Here is a 16,898-nt window from a genome sequence, read left to right as displayed (position 1 = left end):
CTAGACGTAAAATTCCCTTCGAACTGAGGTTTGGATCAAAAAAACAGGCCCTTGCGGGCCTGTTCGGTGAGGTGCTTAGTCAATCGGTGTGCTTAGAAGCGCGCGCCGACACCGAAGCCAACGGTCCACGGATCCAGTTCCAGCTCGCTGCCGGTGCCCTGGCCGCCGACACGCAGTTCCGGACGCGAACGCATGTAGCGGGCGTCGGCACGTGCAAACCAGGTGGAGTTGATGTTCATGTCAACACCGACGGTGCCGATCACGCCCTTGGCGGTATCCAGGCCCACGTGCTGACCGGTGGTCGACGCCGCATCGATCTTCTCGTTGCTGAAGTTCGACTCGTAGTAGCCCACGCCCACGAACGGACGGAACACATTGTCGGCCTGGCCGAAGTGGTACTGGCCGCTGATGGCGATCGGCTGCTGCTCGACGGTGCCCACCTTGCCCACGCCATCGGCGTTGACGCGGTGATTGAACTTGTCGGCAGCGCCCCACACTTCAACAGCCCAGTTGTCGTTGATGTAGTAGCTGGCGCTCAGCGTCGGTGCCGGGCCGCCATCGACGTCCAGGCCCGGAGCCGGATCGTTCTTCGGCTTGATCAAGGCGACGCCGCCGACCACTGCCCAATGCTTGCCGGACGCGCTCTCAGCACTGGTGGAAGTCGAGGAGGTATCGCCGGTATAGGTGGTGTCCTGCGCGAACGCGGACGGTGCAATCGCAAGTGCGGATACAGCAGCCAGGCTCAGGATGGAAATGGCACGCATTGGGGGTCTCCTCGCATAATTTTTGTTAGGCCCGTGGAGTGGGCCGCGCCAAAGCTATTCCTGAAAATCTGAATCCACGCCCACCTGCGACTCGCTAAAATTTCGTTTGTTCAGGAACTTTCCCAAGAAGGCCGTGGTTGCGACATGCAAGCTGAAAAAGACATTCACGCAGATGCGATTGCCGTGACGAAAAACGCCGTGCGTGACGGCTTGCCAGCGCACATTCCTAACGATTGCCGTGTCTTGGTACTCGGCTCGATGCCAGGTATCGCCTCGTTGGAGGCCGGCCGCTATTACGCGCATCCACGCAATCGGTTCTGGCCAGTGATGCATGCCCTCTTGGGTATTGATGCTGCCGCGACGTATGCCGCGCGCATGCAGGCGTTGAACGCACAGGGTGTCGGGTTATGGGATGTGATCGGCCAATGCGCGCGTCGCGGCAGCCTGGACGCTGCGATCGTCGCAGACAGTGTGGTGGTCAATCCGCTGCCTGCGTTGCTGGCAGGTTTGCCGCAGCTGCGCATGGTGGCCTGCAATGGCGCCGCGGCGGCGCAGGCCTGGCATCGCCATGTACAGCCGCTGTTGTCGCAGGACGCGCGCAATGTACCGCTGCTGGCCTTGCCGTCCACCAGTCCGGCCAACGCCGCCTGGTCGTTGCCGCGTTTGTGCGCCGCATGGCAACCGGTGCGCGAAGCGTTGGGGTGATGCGGCCCTGGCCCACGTCAATGAATCGCCGACGATGATGCGTGTCTGCGCAATGCGCGCCCGTCAGCGCGTGTGCATGCAACCAGCATGTCGCCAGCTGCCGCCATAAGTCATGCCAGCGTCCGGCACAGGCAGCCCGCAGCGCGTGGCCGCACAGTGCAGGCAGCACATGAAGGAGCACCGCGATGACGATCAGACATGCAATGACGATGGCGGCAACGCTCGCACTGGGCATGCTCACTGCAGCGGATGTGGCGCTTGCCGACGAGATGCAGTGCGATGTCAGTAGCGATTACGACCTCACGCTCAATCCGCGCAGCCTCATCCTGATTCGTAGCGCCGGGACGCCGCAGCGCCTGGTGATGCGCCAGGGCGCGTTGTTCGTCGACGATCGCTGGGTGACGCTGAGTGCCGACGACCGTGCCCGCCTGATCCAGTTCGAGCGGCAGACCCGTGAGGTGGTGCCGCTGGCGCAGGAGGTCGGGCGCGAGGCCGCCGACATCGCGGTCACCGCGCTCGGCGAAGTGGCGGCCGGGTTCAGCCGCAGTCCCGAGGCGACCCGCGCGCAACTGGCCAGCGTGCGCGAAAAGATCGATCTGCGCTTGAAGCAGAGCTTCAGCAAAAGCCAGCTCACGCCCGTGAATATCGACGACGACATCGGCGCGCTGGTCGCCGAGGTGTTGCCGCAGTTGATCGGCGATGTGATCGCCGGTGCGGTGCAGTCCGGGCTCACCGGCAACGACATGCAGCTGCGTTCGCTCGATGGGCTGGAAGCGCGCATCGAGCGTCTGGTCGAGCCGCAGGCGCGTGCATTACGCCCGCGTGCGCAGCGCTTGTGTGACCGCCTCGAAGCGCTGGATGGGCTGGACAATGCGCTGGCGTATCGTTTGCCCTCAGGCGCGCCACTGCAACTGTTGCAGGTGGATCGACGCGCCTCGAAATAAGCATGCACCTGCGTGCGCGGACGCTGCATCCTGCGGGCCGTGCGATTTTTTCGACGCCAATGGTTGGCGCTGCGGCCCGTGGCCGGCCACAATAGGGGTTTCCCCATCTGTTGCCGGAGTTCCCCGTATGGCCGAAATCAAGGAAGCACTTGTCCCCGATATCGGTGACTACAGCGACGTCCCGGTAATCGAGGTGCTGGTGTCGGTCGGCGATACGGTCGCGAAGGACCAGAGCCTAGTCACGCTGGAATCGGACAAGGCCACGATGGAAGTGCCCTCGTCGGTGTCCGGCGTGGTCAAGGAGATCAAGGTCAAGGTCGGCGATTCGCTGTCGCAGGGCGCCCTGGTGGCGCTGATCGAAGTGGCCGATGCCGGCGCTGACACTGCGGCCAAGCCGGCCGCTGCCGCGCCTGCTGCTCCGGCCAAGGCTGCGCCCGCTGCTGCACCGGCACCTGCTGCCAAGGCCGCGCCGGCTGCACCTGCCGCCGAAGGCGGTCTGGTCGAAGCGCGCGTGCCCGATATCGGCGACTACACCGACATCCCGGTGATCGAGGTGCTGGTTGCCGTCGGCGATATCGTCGCCAAGGACCAGAGCCTGGTCACGCTGGAATCGGACAAGGCCACGATGGAAGTGCCGTCCTCGGCCGCCGGCGTGGTCAAGGAGCTCAAGGTCAAGGTCGGCGACACGCTGTCGCAGGGCAATGTGGTGGCGATCATCGCTGCCAGCGATGGCGGCGCCGGTGCGGCGCAATCTCCGGCCAAACCCACCACCGACACCGCCGAAACTGCCGGCAAGGTCGAGCCGGTCGCGGTGTCGGCCGAGCCGGACAAGCTGGCCCAGCGCGAGATCGCGCAGGTGCAGGGCGCACGTTCCAGTGACGCCTCGCAAGGCAGCCAGCCATCGGCCGGCAACCCGAGCAGCCCGCCGGTGACCTTCGACGCCGACAGCGTGCTGCCGTCCAAGGTGGCCTATGCCAGCCCGGTGGTGCGCGTGTTCGCACGCCAGCTGGGCGTGGATCTGAACCAGCTCAAGGGCAGCGAAAAGGGCGGCCGCATTACCCGTGAAGACGTGCAGCGCTTCGTCAAGGCCGCGCTCACTGGTGGCGCGCCTGCCGCAGCCGGTGCCGCACCGGCCGGTGGTGGTAACGGCCTGAACCTGCTGGCCTGGCCGAAGGTCGACTTCAGCAAGTTCGGCGAGACCGAAACCCAGCCGCTGTCGCGCATCAAGAAGATTTCCGGTGCCAACCTGGCGCGCAACTGGGCCATGATTCCGCACGTCACCCAGTTCGAATCGGCCGACATCACCGACCTGGAAGCACTGCGCGTGGCGTTGAACAAGGAAAACGAGAAGGCCGGTATCAAGCTGACCATGCTCGCCTTCCTGGTCAAGGCCAGCGCCGCGGCGCTGAAGAAGTTCCCCGAGTTCAACGCCTCGCTCGACGCAGCTGGCGAAAACCTCACGCTGAAGAAGTACATCAACATCGGGTTTGCCGCCGATACGCCGAATGGGTTGGTGGTGCCGGTGATCCGCGACGTCGACAAGAAGGGCGTGCTGCAGATCGCCCAGGAAAGCGGCGAGCTGGCCAAGAAGGCGCGCGACGGCAAGCTGGGCCCGGCCGACATGAGCGGCGGCTGCTTCTCGATCAGCTCGCTCGGCGGCATCGGCGGCACCGCGTTCACGCCGATCATCAATGCGCCGGAAGTGGCGATCCTGGGCGTGTCCAAGTCGGCGATGCAGCCGGTCTGGAACGGCAAGGAATTCGTACCGACGTTGATGCTGCCGTTGTCGCTGAGCTACGACCACCGCGTCATCGACGGCGCGCTGGCGGCCCGCTTCACCACCTACCTCAGCCAGGTGCTGGCCGACATGCGTCGCGTCCTGCTGTGAAGACTGCACTGCTGACGATCGCCGTGCTCGGCGTGTTGCCGTGGACCTGCGCGGTGGCACGCGAGTGCGACAGCACGCTGGGGCGCGGCTGGCCGCCGGCCGTGGGCAACTACGGCACCGCGGTGAGCACGCTGCTGGACGGCGGCAACAAGCCGGCATTGTCGTTGCTGACCCTGCCCACACGTGGCGTGGAAAGCGGCGTGTCGCTGGTGCCGGGTAAGGACGGCGCCGACTGGACCCTGCGCCACAGCCGCGCCGACGAGCGCGTCTACAGCTGGGTCAGCCAGAGCGATCGCGGCAGTGTGCAGTTCCGCACCGAGCAGACCCCGGAAACGGTCGAGATCCCGATTCCGGCGGCGTTGGCCAAACGGCTGGTCAGCAACTGGACCGCGGCCTTGACCCAGCTGGCACCGAGCGGCCGCACTGCGCCGGTGACCGAGGGCGAGGTGCTGTCGTTCCAGGTCGAGGGCGTGCGCTACAGCGGCACGCGCCCGAGCTGCGGCGCCGGCGAACTGCTGCTGCAACAGGCCGCGCTGCTGATCGAAGCCAGCGACGGCAAGGAAAAGAAGCGCGACAAGCGCTGGACCCAAATCGAATCGTCGCTGGATGAACTCCAGCAGACGCTTGCCGGCACTGCCGGTTAAGCCACAGGAGAAGCAAATGGCGGTCATTGAAATCAAGGTTCCTGACATCGGCGATTACAGCGATGTCCCCGTCATCGAAGTGCTGGTCGCCGTGGGCGACAGCGTGGCAAAGGACCAGGGCCTGGTCACGCTGGAATCGGACAAGGCCACGCTGGAAGTGCCGTCCTCGGCCGCCGGTGTGGTCAAAGAGCTCAAGGTCAAGATTGGCGACAACTTGTCCGAAGGCGCCGTAGTGCTGCTGCTGGAAACCGAAGGCGAGGCCGCCGCGCCTGCGCCCGCCAAGGCCGAGACCAAGGCTGCCGCGCCTGCAGCTGCTGCGGCCGCCGCACCCGGCAGCAAGCCGCCGGTGACGCCGTCGCACCGCGCCCCGGCCGAGCCGGCTGCGCCCAAGCCGGCGCTGGCCAGCGGCAGGACCGCGGACATCGACTGCAAGATGGTGGTGCTCGGCGCCGGCCCCGGCGGCTACACCGCCGCGTTCCGCGCTGCCGACCTGGGCCTGGACACGGTGCTGATCGAGCGCTACGCCAGCCTCGGCGGCGTCTGTCTCAACGTCGGCTGCATCCCGTCCAAGGCGCTGCTGCATGCCGCCGCGGTGATCGACGAAGTGGCCCATGCCGGCGATTTCGGCGTGGACTTCGGCCAGCCCAAGATCACCCTGGACAAGCTGCGCGAGTACAAGGAAAAAGTGGTCGGCAAGCTCACCGGCGGCCTGGCCAGCATGGCCAAGCAGCGCAAGGTGCGCACTGTCACCGGTGTGGCCAGCTTCGTCTCGCCCAACGAGTTGGAGATCGTCGGCGACGACGGCAAGACGCAGCTGCTGCGCTTCGAGCATTGCGTCATCGCCGCCGGGTCGCAGGCGGTAAAGCTGCCCAACTTCCCGTGGGACGACAAGCGCGTGATGGACTCCACCGACGCGCTGGAGCTGCACGACATTCCCAAGACCCTGCTGGTGGTCGGCGGCGGCATCATCGGCCTGGAAATGGCCACGGTGTACAGCGCGTTGGGCAGCAAGGTCACCGTGGTCGAGTTCATGGATCAGCTGATGCCGGGCGCCGACAAGGACCTGGTCAAGCCGCTGGCCGATCGCCTGAAGAAGCAGGGCGTCGAGGTCCATCTCAAGACCAAGGCTACCGACGTGAAGGCCGACAAGAGCGGCATCACTGTGTCCTTCGAAGCGGCCGTGGAGGGCGAGAAGCCCGGCCTGCAGGCGACTGCCTTCGATCGCGTGCTGGTGGCCGTGGGCCGCTCGCCCAACGGCAAGAAGATCGGTGCGGAGAAGGCGGGCGTCACCATCACCGAGCGCGGCTTTATCCCGGTGGACCGGCAGATGCGCACCAACGTGCCGCACATCTTCGCCATCGGCGACATCGTCGGTAACCCGATGCTGGCGCACAAGGCCACCCACGAAGGCAAGCTGGCCGCTGAAGTGGCTGCCGGCGAGAAGAAGGAATGGGTGGCGCGGGTGATTCCGTCGGTGGCGTACACCAACCCGGAAATCGCCTGGGTCGGCGTCACCGAGAACGAAGCCAAGGCCAAGGGCCTGAAGGTCGGCGTGGCCAAGTTCCCGTGGGCCGCCAGTGGCCGCGCGATCGGCATCGGCCGTACCGAAGGCTTCACCAAGCTGATCTTCGACGAAGACACCCACCGCATCATCGGTGGCGCCATCGTCGGCGTGCATGCCGGCGACCTGTTGGCCGAGATCGGCCTGGCGATCGAGATGGGCGCCGAAGCCGAAGACATCGGCCACACCATCCACGCCCATCCGACCCTGAGCGAATCGGTCGGCATGGCGGCCGAGGTGTACGACGGCACCATCACCGACCTGTACATCCCGAAGAAGAAGTAACGGCTCGCCTAGGCTGCTGTCAGCAACGCCCCGCCTTGTGCGGGGCGTTGTCGTGATGGGGCTCAGTCCGCGTGATCGCTTTTGTTGTGGTCGTTGCCTGTGCCGTTGCAGTTGCGGTGCCGTGCCGTGCGTGTGGTAGGCGTCAAGTGCATGCGGTGCTACTGCGCACGCGCGGATTTTTCCGCGGTTTCCAGCGTGGTACGCAGCCGCATGTGGCGAACAGGCTTGGCGGCTGCACTCGATCGCATGCGTCGACAATGCCGACCCCTGCAAGCGGATTTAGCAGGTCATCCGGCAGCCTCCAGTCTGGGCGCGTGGCGCTCGTGCATCGCGCGTGCGTCAGGCAGGGCTGACGCCGCCACGCATGGCATTACCACAGTGCGATATCGGTGGCGCTTGCACAGCCCGCAGCGCGCTTGCACCATCGGGTCGCGGACACGCCGTTCGCAGCTCAGGGACGACCCCGATGTCGAAGATGCGTTTGCCGGCGCTGCTCGCCGCTGCTGGCTGCCTGTGTGCCTCGCTGTGTGCGTACGCACAGACCACCGTGATCATCGCCGCGCGCCTGCTGGACGTGCAGACCGGCCGCTATGTGGACAAACCGCAGATCGAAGTGGCCGCTGGCCGTATCACCCGCGTCGGTCGGCAGGGCGATCCGCTGCCGGCCGATGCGCAGCGCATCGATCTGGGCGAGCGCACGCTGCTGCCGGGGCTGATCGACATGCATGTGCATCTCACCGTGGACCCCACCCTGGGCGGCTACAAGGGCCTGGAGTACACCGACAATTTCTGGACCGTGGTCGGTGTGGCCAATGCCGCAAAAACGCTGCGCGCAGGCTTCACCACGGTGCGCAATGTCGGTTCGCTCAACTACGACGATGTCGCGCTCAAGCAGGCGATCGAGCGCGGCACCGTGCCCGGCCCGCGCATCGTGCCGGCGACCTACGGCATCGGCGCGACCGGTGGCCACTGCGATGCCACCGAATTCCCGCCCTCGGTCAAGGTCACCGGCCCCGGTGTCGCCGATGGTCCGGACGCGATCCGCGCCGCGGTGCGGACGCTGCGTAAATACGGCGCAGAAGTGATCAAGTTCTGCGGCACCGGCGGGGTGCTGTCCAAGACCGACAGCGTCGGTGGGCAGCAATACAGCCTGGAGGAAATGCGCGCGCTGGTGGACGAAGCGCACCGGTTGGGCCTGAAGGTCGCCGTGCACGCGCATGGCACCGCCGGCATCAACGATGCGATCCGCGCCGGTGCCGACACCATCGAGCACGCCAGCCTGGCCGATGCGGAGTCCTTCAAGCTGGCCAAGGCGCACGGCACCTGGTTTTCGATGGACATCTACAACGACGACTACATCCTGGCCGAGGGCGAAAAGAACGGCCTGTTCGCCGAATCGCTGGAAAAGGAGCGCCAGATCGGGCGCAAGCAGCGTGAGACCTTCCGCGCCGCGCACGCGGCCGGAGTGAAGCTGGTGTTCGGCAGCGATGGCGGCGTGTATCCCAACGGCGACAACGCCCGCCAGTTCGCCAAGATGGTGGAGTGGGGCATGACGCCGTTGGAAGCAATCCGCGCCGCCACCGTGGATGCAGCCGAGGCCCTGGGGCGCAGCAACGATGTCGGCGCCATCGCCCCGGGCCGCTACGCCGATCTGATTGCGGTCAGCGGCGATCCGCTGCAGGACGTCACCGTGCTGCGGCAGGTAGAGGGCGTGATCAAGGGCGGCGAACGCGTCGCCGAGTGAGCACCCTGGCGCTCGCCGGTGCTTAGCTGCAGCGTGCCGCTGGTTGACGCTGCGCGCGCCATTGGTGCGCTGATCGACAAGGGACTCATCGAGTAGCGTGGCAACGCGATCGGAACTGGAAAGAGCACGCAAAACCGCGCGTCCGCAGGCAAGAGCGGCATGGGCGTTACAAGCGGGCCGATGGCGTTCCTGTGCAACCGCGCCCCAGAGCGGCTAACAGGACGTAGCCAGCAGTCGTCAGGTGGGTATGGCGGCACAAGCCGGCCGATGACATGGCTGCGCAACCGCGCCCCAGAGCGGTTAGCAGGACGTAGCCAGCATCCGTCAGGTGGGTATGGCGGCACAAGCCGGCCGATGATGTGGCTACGCAGCCGCGTCCCAGAGCGGCTAACAGAACGTAGCCAGCAGTCGTCAGGTGGATATGGACGACGCGGAGGAACCGGAGTGAGCGCGTGGTCCATGCTGCAGCGCGCACCGGCCACCCCGCCTGGCGGTGAGCACAGTCGTGTTGTTGGCTGCTCTTACCCGGAACCGGCCGTGGACGACATCCCTGCGAGCGGCCACGTCTGCGCACGCTGCCAACAGCGCAGGCGTCCGCTCAGCCGCTGCAAGACCTTAGCGCCCCGTCTTGCACGAGGCATCGTGGCTTGGGCATGCTGCAGGTGGAAGCTGTCCGGATGTCCGGCCACGCAGTCCATCACAGGGAGTGTCGATCGATGCGCAAGGCCGTGCTCGGACTATGGATGAGCTGCATGCTCGCGACGGTGACCGCCGCAGCTGCGTCCACGCAGGACGATCCGGAGATGGCGGCGGCGCTGGCCAAATGCCCAAGTGCGGCGGCGTTCGTGCGCGCGCAGGAGCAGGCCAAGGCGGATGCCGCGACCGCCACGCCTGCCGAGGCGACGGCGGCTCCCAGCGACCCCGCATTGCGCGCGCGGTTGCTGGAGATGGAGCGCCTGGATCAACAGGTCCGCAACGGTGACTGGTCGCAGGAAGCGATGGGCAAGACGGTGGCGATGGACGCCGAGCATCTGCCGCAGATGCGTCGCATCGTCGCCGAACACGATGGTTTGCCCAGCGTGGCGCAGGTCGGACGCGACGGCGTGGCCGCCGCCTGGCTGCTGGTGCAGCATGCCGACGCCGATCCGGCCTTGCAGGAGCGCGTGCTGGGCACGCTGACCCGGCATGGCGCACGCGGTGGCGAGGTGTCGGCGCACCAACTGGTGTTGCTGACTGATCGCGTGCTCATCGCGAACGGCAAGCCGCAGCGTTACGGCAGCCAACTGATCCCAGAGCAGGGACGTTGGGTATCCAGGCCGATCGCCGATCCGGCGCAGGTGGACGTACTGCGCGCCGGCATGGACGAGATGCCGCTAGCCGACTACGTGTGCGTGGCCACCCAGCTGTTCCCGGTGTCGTCGACGCCGCCCGGCAGCTGAAACGCAAACGGCCCGCACAGGGCGGGCCGTTCGCTTGCAACAGTGGCGCAGATCAGAACGCGAACGTCACGCCTGCCACCGGGCCCTTGAACTCCTGCTTCAGGCCGATCAGGCCATCGCTGCCGCGCTGGTCGACATCGAGCTTGAACCAGTCGTAGCCGGCGAAGATGCCGAAGTTCTTGGTGAAGCGGTATTCGGCAATCGCGTTGGCGCGGCTCAGGTCGCCTTCGTAGTCGTCGAAGTTGCCCCAGCTGGTGTTGAGGTACTGGCCCTGCACGTTGAACAGCCAATGCTCGCTCGGACGCGCGGTGAAGCGGACGCCAACCACCGGCGCAACGCCATCGGCCTTCTCGTCCAGCACATCGCCGGAGAACACGCTGCCCAGATCGGCATACGCATTGGCTTCGACCTTGGCGTATTCGGCACCGATCTGCAGGCCCAGGCTGAATTCCGGCGAATCGATCACCGAGTAGTCGTACACCAGGGTCGCGACCTGATACTTCAACTCACCCTTGATGAAGCTACCGGTCGGAACGGTCACGCCACCGGCGCTCAGATCCTGGGTCAGGGTCTCGCGGCGATCCTTGTCGTACTTGAAGTAATCGAAGATCAGGCGCTGACGGGTGCTGATGCGGAACACGCCATCGACGCGCGGCTCCCATTCCTTGCCGCCCAGCTTGAAATCTTCGTTGACCGACACATTGTTGCCTGCCACCAGCGTGTTGCCACGGATGGTGTTGTCGTTGTCCACGTTCATCGCACCGAGGCGAATCTGGAAGCGGTCATCGCTATCTTCGGCGTGCGCGGGTGCGACGTAGGCGACGGCCAGAACGCACGGGATCGCCAGTGCAAGGAGGTGTTTCATGGGGAGCTCCGTAATCTTGGAATGGTCAGGCCGATGGGCCAGTGGCGCGCACTATCGATAAGGCGGCGTCTTTCAAAAGTGAAGAAATCGTCGCACACGTGTGAAGGCCGATATAGCAATCGGACAAAACGGTCCGCAAGTTCAACAGGCATGGGCATCGCGCGCAGGGCGCGGTAAATCGGGGGTTGAAGACGACCTGCGCAAAGTGTGTCGCAGTGCATACCATCAGGTACGGTCATGGCCGCCAACTGCGCAGCGGATGACGTTTCACACGTTGCTGTGCCCCGAACCCAGCCACTGCACAGATTGAAACATCGTGCAGTGCGGCGGATTGGACCGCGGATGGGAAAGTGTCAGGGTGCGACAAAATGCGTAAAAAGCGGGAGCCCCGGTCTCCCAGGGCTCCCATACGCGACCTGCGGCGGTACCTTTCGACGAGGATGTGCAGGCCTCGCAGGTTCTGACCGTCGGTTTGTGGCAAAGTTCCCACCCGCCGCCACGACGCATGCTTGGTGCATTGCAGCAGCGAATGACTTCTGCCGGTTGTCTCGCAATTTGTCCCATTGCTATACTTTCGCGGCTCGACGAGGCGCAACTGCGCTTCCCCCTCATTCACACGTAAGGTAACCGTAGTGCTGAACTCCGTTGACGCGGGTCGGCGGTTGATGCTGCGCGCTGCGGTATATCCGCTTGCTGCTGTAGCTATAACCAGTCTGGGGTTGCTGTTGGTCGGTCCCCGTTACTCTGCCGGTCTGGCATTGACCGGGTTTGCGACGGTACTGGGCGGTTGGGTTGCGGCACGCACCGCGCTCGGCGGCGGCATCCAGGCAGCCGGCATCGCGATGGTGCGGTTGGTGCTGGCGATGGTGCTGAAGTGGGTGTTGGTATTTGCGGCGTTGTCGCTGGGCTTTGCCCTGTGGCGGTTGCCTCCTCTGGCTCTGTTGGCAGGTATCGCCATCGGGTTGATTTTTCAGGTTCTGGCTCTGGCCAGGCGTTGATTCGAACTTAAAGGGCTCCAGACACATGGCGGGCGAGGCAGCAACACCTACCTCCTATATCCAGCATCACTTGCAGAACCTGATCTATCCGGTTCGCGAGGGTGGCGGCACGTTTTGGACCATCCACGTCGATACCCTGGTCATGGCCGTGTTGATGGGCCTGGTCATGGTGCTGGCGTTCTGGACGGCGACCCGCAATGCCACGGCCGGCGTGCCGGGCAAGTGGCAGGCATTCGTGGAAATCTGCCTGGAGTTCGTCGACCGGCAGGCCAAGGACACCTATCACGGCAGCAGCAAGCTGGTGACGCCGATCGCGATCACCATCTTCTTCTGGATCCTGTTGATGAATCTCATCAAGATGGTTCCGGCCGATTTCATCGCCATTCCGCTGGGTTGGGTAGGCATCCACGCCTGGAAGCCGGTGCCCACCGCCGACGTCAATGCCACCTTGGGCATGTCGATCAGCGTGTTCTTCCTGATGATCGTGTTCTCGCTGCGCTCCAAGGGCGTTGGCGGCATGACCAAGGAATTCCTGACGGCGCCGTTCGGCAAATGGATGATGCCGTTCAACCTGCTTTTGAACATCGTCGAGTGGCTGAGCAAGCCGATTTCGTTGGCGATGCGACTGTTCGGCAACATGTTCGGCGGCGAGATCGTCTTCCTGCTGATCTGGGTGCTGGGCGGTGCGGGCATCGCCGGCATGGTCGCTGGCGGCGTATTCGGCCTTGGCTGGATGCTGTTCCACCTGTTGGTGATTCCGCTGCAGGCCTTCATTTTCATGATGCTGTCGATCGTGTATCTGAGCCTTGCGGAAGACAGTCACTGAGTTTCGCTACACCCTTCATACGCTTCATCTCGATTCATCCATCACCCTTAGAAACTTTCGTTCGGAGATCACCATGTACCTCGCCGTCCTGACCAACCTCGCTCAAGTCCAGAGCTCCACCGTCCTCGCCGTCGGCATCATGATCGGCCTGGCCGCGCTGGGTGCCGGCCTCGGTCTGGCCATCATGGCTGGCAAGTTCCTGGAATCGGCCGCGCGCCAGCCGGAACTGATTCCTGTGCTGCAGGTGCGTATGTTCATCACCGCCGGCCTGATCGACGCCGCGTTCATCATCAGCGTCGCCGTCGGCCTGCTGTTCGCCTTCGCCAACCCGCTGGCCCAGGTGTTCATCGAGCGTCTGTCGCAGGCTGCCGGCTGATTCAGCGGTAGCAGGATGTGGATGCAGCCAGTGCGGCTGCGCCCGCGGATGAAGGTCGGAAAGCGTCGCCACTGCGGCGGCGCTTTCACCCCTAAACAGCGATTGAGCGACCCATGGATATCACCCTTACCATCTTTGCCCAGGCGCTGGCCTTCGCCGGTCTGATCTGGATCGTCGCGACCAAAATCTGGCCGCCGCTGCTGCAGGCGATCGAAGAGCGTCAGCAAAAGATCGCTGAAGGTCTGGCTGCCGCCGATCGTAGTCAGAAGGATCTGGCGCAGGCCCAGGAAAAGGTCAACGAAGCACTGAAAGACGCACGCACCAAGGCCAACGAGATCATCGATCAGGCCCATGCGCGCGCCAATCAGATCATCGAAGCGGCCAAGCTCGAGGCGATTGCCGAAGCCAACCGTCAGAAGGATCTGGCCCAGACCGAAATCGACGCATCTGCCACCCGTGCCCGCGAAGAACTGCGCAAGCAGATCTCGGTGCTGGCGGTCAGCGGCGCCGAGAAGCTGCTCAAGCGCGAAATCGACGCCAACGCCCACAAGGCGCTGCTCGACGAGCTGGCGGCGGAGATTTAACCGATGAGTCAGGCCCTCACACTTGCCCGTCCCTACGGCCGTGCCGCGTTTGCAATCGCGCGTGAGGGCGGCACGTTCGCGCCCTGGTCCGATGCGCTGGCGTTTTCGGCACAGGTGGCCGGCGACCCACGCGTGGCTGCGCTGCTGCTCAACCCGGCCCTGCGCCAGGAACAGGCAGTGACGTTGCTGGCGCCGCCGCAGGCTGGCGAACACTATCTGCGTTTCCTCGGCCTGCTGGCCGATGCGCATCGGCTGTCGCTGTTGCCGGAAGTGGCGGGGCTGTACGAACAGCTGCGTGCCGAGGCCGAGCATGTCGTCAAGGCGACCGTGACCTCGGCCACCGAGATGACGCCGGCCGAGCTGGACACGATCGCCGCTGCACTGAAGAAGCGTTTTGGCCGCGAGGTGGACATCACCACCGCGGTAGATGCATCGCTGATCGGCGGCGCGGTGATCGACACCGGCGACGTGGTCATCGACGGCTCGCTGAAGGGCAAGCTCGCGCGTCTGCAAAGCTCGCTCGCCCACTGAATTCACATAAACGCATGGCCCTCGCGGCCGGCACCTAGGACTGAACGATGGCAACCACGCTCAACCCCTCCGAAATCAGCGACCTGATCAAGACCCGCATCGAGACGGTCAAGCTGTCCGCGGAGTCGCGCAACGAAGGCTCCGTGACCAGCGTGTCCGACGGCATCGTGCGCATCTTCGGCCTGGCCGACGTGATGCAGGGCGAAATGATCGAACTGCCCAACAACACCTTCGCCCTGGCGTTGAACCTGGAGCGCGATTCGGTCGGCGCCGTGGTGTTGGGCGATTACGAAAACCTGCGCGAAGGCGACGTGGCCAAGACCACCGGTCGCATCCTGGAAGTGCCGGTGGGTCCGGAACTGCTGGGTCGCGTGGTCAACGCACTGGGCGAGCCGATCGACGGCAAGGGCCCGCTGGGCGCCACCCAGACCGCACCGGTCGAGCGCGTTGCGCCGGGCGTGATCTGGCGTAAGTCGGTCGACCAGCCAGTGCAGACCGGTTACAAGTCGGTCGATGCGATGATCCCGATCGGCCGCGGTCAGCGCGAGCTGGTCATCGGCGACCGTCAGACCGGCAAGACCGCGCTGGCGATCGATGCGGTGATCAACCAGAAGGGCACCGGCATCAAGTGCGTGTACGTGGCGATCGGCCAGAAGGCCTCGACCGTTGCCAACATCGTGCGCAAGCTCGAAGAAAACGGCGCGCTGGCGCACACCGTGGTGGTGGCTGCGACCGCGTCCGAATCGGCCGCGATGCAGTACATCAGCCCGTATGCCGGCTGCACCATGGGCGAGTACTTCATGGATCGCGGCGAAGACGCGCTGATCGTGTACGACGATCTGTCCAAGCAGGCCGTGGCTTACCGCCAGATCTCGCTGCTGCTCAAGCGTCCGCCGGGCCGCGAAGCCTACCCGGGCGACGTGTTCTATCTGCACTCCCGCCTGCTGGAGCGCGCAGCGCGCGTGTCCGAGGAATATGTGGAGAAGTTCACCAACGGTGCGGTGACCGGCAAGACCGGCTCGCTGACCGCGCTGCCGATCATCGAAACGCAGGCCGGCGACGTGTCCGCGTTCGTGCCGACCAACGTGATCTCGATCACCGACGGCCAGATCTTCCTGGAAACCGACCTGTTCAACGCCGGTATCCGTCCGGCCGTGAACGCCGGTATCTCGGTGTCGCGCGTCGGTGGTGCGGCCCAGACCAAGATCATCAAGAAGCTGTCCGGCGGCATTCGTATCTCGCTGGCGCAGTACCGTGAGCTGGCGGCGTTCGCGCAGTTCGCCTCGGATCTGGACGAAGCCACCCGCAAGCAGCTCGAGCGCGGTCAGCGCGTCACCGAGCTGATGAAGCAGAAGCAGTACGCACCGATGTCCATCGCCAACCAGGCGCTGTCGATCTACGCCGTCAACGAGGGCTACCTCGATGAAGTGCCGGTCAACAAGCTGCTGGCGTTCGAAGAAGGCCTGCACGCGCACTTCGCCAACACCCAGGGCGAGTTGATCTCCAAGATCAACAGCACCGGCGGTTGGGACAACGACATCGAAGCCGCGTTCAAGAAGGGCATCGCAGAGTTCAAGACCACCGGCACCTGGTAAGGCGCCGGGATTCGGGATTGGGCATTCGGGATTTGTAGGAGCGGTGGTTCGGGGCGTTGTCCCATGTCGAATCACCGCTGCCGAATCCCAGATTTAGGAATTAGAGAGTCGTGAAGTGGGACGCGGGAGGCTCTGGCCATTCCCGATTCCCGATTCCCGATTCTCACGAGCGGAGCGAGCAATGGCAGGCGGACGCGAAATCAAAACCAAGATCAAGAGCGTGCAGAACACCCGCAAGGTGACGCGCGCGCTCGAAATGGTCTCGGCCTCCAAGATCCGCAAGGCGCAGGAGCGCATGAAGACCTCGCGTCCGTATGCGCAGGCGATGAAGCAGGTGATCGGGCATCTGGCGCAGGCCAGCACCGATTTCCAGCATCCGTTTCTGGTCGAGCGTGAGCAGGTCAAGCGGGTCGGTTACATCGTGATCTCTTCCGACCGCGGCCTGGCCGGCGGTCTGAACAACAACCTGTTCCGCAAGATGTTGGGCGAAGTTCGCCCGTGGCAGGACAAGGGCGCCGAGATCGACGTGGTGACCATCGGTCAGAAGGCGTCGGCGTTCTTCCGTCGCATCAAGGTCAACATGGTTGGCAGCGTGACCCATCTGGGCGACAGCCCGCAGGTCGAGCAGCTGATCGGTGTGATCAAGGTGATGATCGATGCCTTCATCGACGGCAAGGTCGACCGCGTGTATCTGGTCTACAACCGCTTCGTGAACACCATGACGCAGAAGGCCAGCTTCGATCAGCTGCTGCCGCTGCCGGCCGCCGAGCACAAGGTGGCGCATCACGATTGGGACTACCTGTACGAACCCGATGCGGCGACCGTGCTGGAGCACGTGATGACGCGCTACATCGAGTCGCTGGTGTACCAGGCCGTGCTGGAAAACGTCGCGTCAGAACATGCCGCGCGCATGGTGGCGATGAAGGCCGCCAGCGACAACGCCAACAAGATGATCGGCACCTTGCAACTGATCTACAACAAGGCACGTCAGGCGGCGATCACCCAGGAAATTTCGGAAATCGTCAGCGGCGCGGCCGCTGTCTAGCCGGGAATGGAGAATCGTGAAACGGGAATAGGCAAGGCTTCGGTGCTCTTGATCTTCCCATTCCCCATTCTCGATTTCCCATTCCCGACACAAGAATCGAACAG

At 64.5% G+C, this 16,898-nt stretch carries 16 protein-coding genes and 1 other RNA gene; 14 read left to right on the top strand and 3 right to left on the bottom strand.

Going from position 1 to position 16,898, the window contains the following annotated elements; all coding sequences use genetic code 11:
• Positions 1–92 precede the first annotated feature (92 nt).
• The gene (locus tag ACZZ0O_RS02135) at positions 93–764 is read right to left on the bottom strand and encodes an OmpW/AlkL family protein (RefSeq protein ID WP_055847974.1); all 672 of its coding nucleotides are present in this window, start codon (positions 762–764) and stop codon (positions 93–95) included.
• A gap of 144 nt (positions 765–908) precedes the next feature.
• On the opposite strand from ACZZ0O_RS02135, the gene ACZZ0O_RS02130 reads away from it, so the two are divergent.
• From ACZZ0O_RS02130 to ACZZ0O_RS02105, 6 genes are all read left to right on the top strand, one after another.
• A complete protein-coding gene (locus tag ACZZ0O_RS02130) occupies positions 909–1,469 on the top strand; it encodes a DNA-deoxyinosine glycosylase (RefSeq protein WP_463592085.1) in 561 nt (186 codons plus the stop codon).
• A 185-nt stretch (positions 1,470–1,654) separates the two neighbouring features.
• Positions 1,655–2,413 (top strand): DUF2884 family protein, encoded by a 759-nt coding sequence (locus tag ACZZ0O_RS02125; RefSeq protein ID WP_463592084.1) that lies wholly within the window; start codon positions 1,655–1,657, stop codon positions 2,411–2,413.
• A 127-nt stretch (positions 2,414–2,540) separates the two neighbouring features.
• Positions 2,541–4,301: a dihydrolipoyllysine-residue acetyltransferase gene (locus ACZZ0O_RS02120; protein WP_463592083.1), complete on the top strand. Its 1,761-nt coding sequence runs from the start codon at positions 2,541–2,543 to the stop codon at positions 4,299–4,301.
• Positions 4,298–4,945, top strand: coding sequence for a hypothetical protein (locus tag ACZZ0O_RS02115; RefSeq protein ID WP_115513950.1), 648 nt, complete (start codon positions 4,298–4,300; stop codon positions 4,943–4,945). The genes ACZZ0O_RS02120 and ACZZ0O_RS02115 overlap by 4 nt, the downstream gene beginning before the upstream one ends.
• A gap of 16 nt (positions 4,946–4,961) precedes the next feature.
• Positions 4,962–6,791 (top strand): dihydrolipoyl dehydrogenase, encoded by a 1,830-nt coding sequence (gene lpdA / locus ACZZ0O_RS02110; RefSeq protein ID WP_463592082.1) that lies wholly within the window; start codon positions 4,962–4,964, stop codon positions 6,789–6,791.
• A gap of 466 nt (positions 6,792–7,257) precedes the next feature.
• Positions 7,258–8,535 carry a Xaa-Pro dipeptidase gene (locus tag ACZZ0O_RS02105; RefSeq protein WP_463592081.1) on the top strand — a complete coding sequence of 426 codons (1,278 nt, stop codon included), beginning with the start codon at positions 7,258–7,260 and terminating at the stop codon, positions 8,533–8,535.
• Positions 8,536–8,920: 385 nt separating this feature from the next.
• Here the strand turns inward: ACZZ0O_RS02105 and ACZZ0O_RS02100 are convergent.
• Positions 8,921–8,996, bottom strand: a non-coding RNA gene (locus ACZZ0O_RS02100) — sX9 sRNA.
• Between the two features lie 291 nt (positions 8,997–9,287).
• Between ACZZ0O_RS02100 and ACZZ0O_RS02095 the strand changes: the two genes are divergently transcribed.
• Positions 9,288–9,974, top strand: coding sequence for a DUF6624 domain-containing protein (locus tag ACZZ0O_RS02095; RefSeq protein WP_463592080.1), 687 nt, complete (start codon positions 9,288–9,290; stop codon positions 9,972–9,974).
• A gap of 52 nt (positions 9,975–10,026) precedes the next feature.
• Here the strand turns inward: ACZZ0O_RS02095 and ACZZ0O_RS02090 are convergent, their stop codons facing one another.
• On the bottom strand, positions 10,027–10,839 hold the full coding sequence (locus tag ACZZ0O_RS02090) for a hypothetical protein (RefSeq protein ID WP_055847993.1): 813 nt from the start codon (positions 10,837–10,839) through the stop codon (positions 10,027–10,029).
• A 632-nt stretch (positions 10,840–11,471) separates the two neighbouring features.
• Here ACZZ0O_RS02090 and ACZZ0O_RS02085 point away from each other — a divergent pair.
• The 7 genes from ACZZ0O_RS02085 (at position 11,472) to atpG (ending at position 16,794) form a co-directional block, all read left to right on the top strand.
• On the top strand, positions 11,472–11,837 hold the full coding sequence (locus tag ACZZ0O_RS02085; protein WP_074059361.1) for a hypothetical protein: 366 nt from the start codon (positions 11,472–11,474) through the stop codon (positions 11,835–11,837).
• Positions 11,838–11,862: 25 nt separating this feature from the next.
• On the top strand, positions 11,863–12,663 hold the full coding sequence (gene atpB, locus ACZZ0O_RS02080; protein WP_463592079.1) for a F0F1 ATP synthase subunit A: 801 nt from the start codon (positions 11,863–11,865) through the stop codon (positions 12,661–12,663).
• A gap of 73 nt (positions 12,664–12,736) precedes the next feature.
• Complete coding sequence (gene atpE, locus ACZZ0O_RS02075) at positions 12,737–13,039, top strand: F0F1 ATP synthase subunit C (protein WP_002814105.1); 303 nt, start codon at positions 12,737–12,739, stop codon at positions 13,037–13,039.
• Between the two features lie 113 nt (positions 13,040–13,152).
• Complete coding sequence (locus ACZZ0O_RS02070) at positions 13,153–13,623, top strand: F0F1 ATP synthase subunit B (protein WP_055847997.1); 471 nt, start codon at positions 13,153–13,155, stop codon at positions 13,621–13,623.
• A gap of 3 nt (positions 13,624–13,626) precedes the next feature.
• Positions 13,627–14,154: a F0F1 ATP synthase subunit delta gene (locus ACZZ0O_RS02065; RefSeq protein WP_055847999.1), complete on the top strand. Its 528-nt coding sequence runs from the start codon at positions 13,627–13,629 to the stop codon at positions 14,152–14,154.
• A gap of 47 nt (positions 14,155–14,201) precedes the next feature.
• Positions 14,202–15,749 carry a F0F1 ATP synthase subunit alpha gene (gene atpA, locus ACZZ0O_RS02060; RefSeq protein ID WP_055848002.1) on the top strand — a complete coding sequence of 516 codons (1,548 nt, stop codon included), beginning with the start codon at positions 14,202–14,204 and terminating at the stop codon, positions 15,747–15,749.
• 181 nt (positions 15,750–15,930) lie between these two features.
• Positions 15,931–16,794 carry a F0F1 ATP synthase subunit gamma gene (atpG, locus tag ACZZ0O_RS02055; RefSeq protein WP_055848004.1) on the top strand — a complete coding sequence of 288 codons (864 nt, stop codon included), beginning with the start codon at positions 15,931–15,933 and terminating at the stop codon, positions 16,792–16,794.
• Positions 16,795–16,898 lie beyond the last annotated feature (104 nt).

Source organism: Xanthomonas sp. AC360, assembly GCF_979258225.1.
The sequence above is the reverse complement of the archived record's forward strand: the minus strand, read 5'-3'. Positions and strand labels throughout refer to the sequence as shown.

Bases quoted from the DNA above. Each gene is read 5' to 3' on its own strand.
- ACZZ0O_RS02065 (WP_055847999.1), top strand. From the start codon at position 13,627: ATGAGTCAGGCCCTCACACTTGCCCGTCCCTACGGCCGTGCCGCGTTT.
- ACZZ0O_RS02090 (WP_055847993.1), bottom strand. From the start codon at position 10,839: ATGAAACACCTCCTTGCACTGGCGATCCCGTGCGTTCTGGCCGTCGCC.
- ACZZ0O_RS02120 (WP_463592083.1), top strand. From the start codon at position 2,541: ATGGCCGAAATCAAGGAAGCACTTGTCCCCGATATCGGTGACTACAGC.
- ACZZ0O_RS02135 (WP_055847974.1), bottom strand. From the start codon at position 764: ATGCGTGCCATTTCCATCCTGAGCCTGGCTGCTGTATCCGCACTTGCG.
- ACZZ0O_RS02125 (WP_463592084.1), top strand. From the start codon at position 1,655: ATGACGATCAGACATGCAATGACGATGGCGGCAACGCTCGCACTGGGC.
- ACZZ0O_RS02130 (WP_463592085.1), top strand. From the start codon at position 909: ATGCAAGCTGAAAAAGACATTCACGCAGATGCGATTGCCGTGACGAAA.
- atpB (WP_463592079.1), top strand. From the start codon at position 11,863: ATGGCGGGCGAGGCAGCAACACCTACCTCCTATATCCAGCATCACTTG.
- lpdA (WP_463592082.1), top strand. From the start codon at position 4,962: ATGGCGGTCATTGAAATCAAGGTTCCTGACATCGGCGATTACAGCGAT.
- ACZZ0O_RS02105 (WP_463592081.1), top strand. From the start codon at position 7,258: ATGTCGAAGATGCGTTTGCCGGCGCTGCTCGCCGCTGCTGGCTGCCTG.
- ACZZ0O_RS02095 (WP_463592080.1), top strand. From the start codon at position 9,288: ATGCTCGCGACGGTGACCGCCGCAGCTGCGTCCACGCAGGACGATCCG.
- atpA (WP_055848002.1), top strand. From the start codon at position 14,202: ATGGCAACCACGCTCAACCCCTCCGAAATCAGCGACCTGATCAAGACC.
- atpE (WP_002814105.1), top strand. From the start codon at position 12,737: ATGTACCTCGCCGTCCTGACCAACCTCGCTCAAGTCCAGAGCTCCACC.
- ACZZ0O_RS02070 (WP_055847997.1), top strand. From the start codon at position 13,153: ATGGATATCACCCTTACCATCTTTGCCCAGGCGCTGGCCTTCGCCGGT.
- atpG (WP_055848004.1), top strand. From the start codon at position 15,931: ATGGCAGGCGGACGCGAAATCAAAACCAAGATCAAGAGCGTGCAGAAC.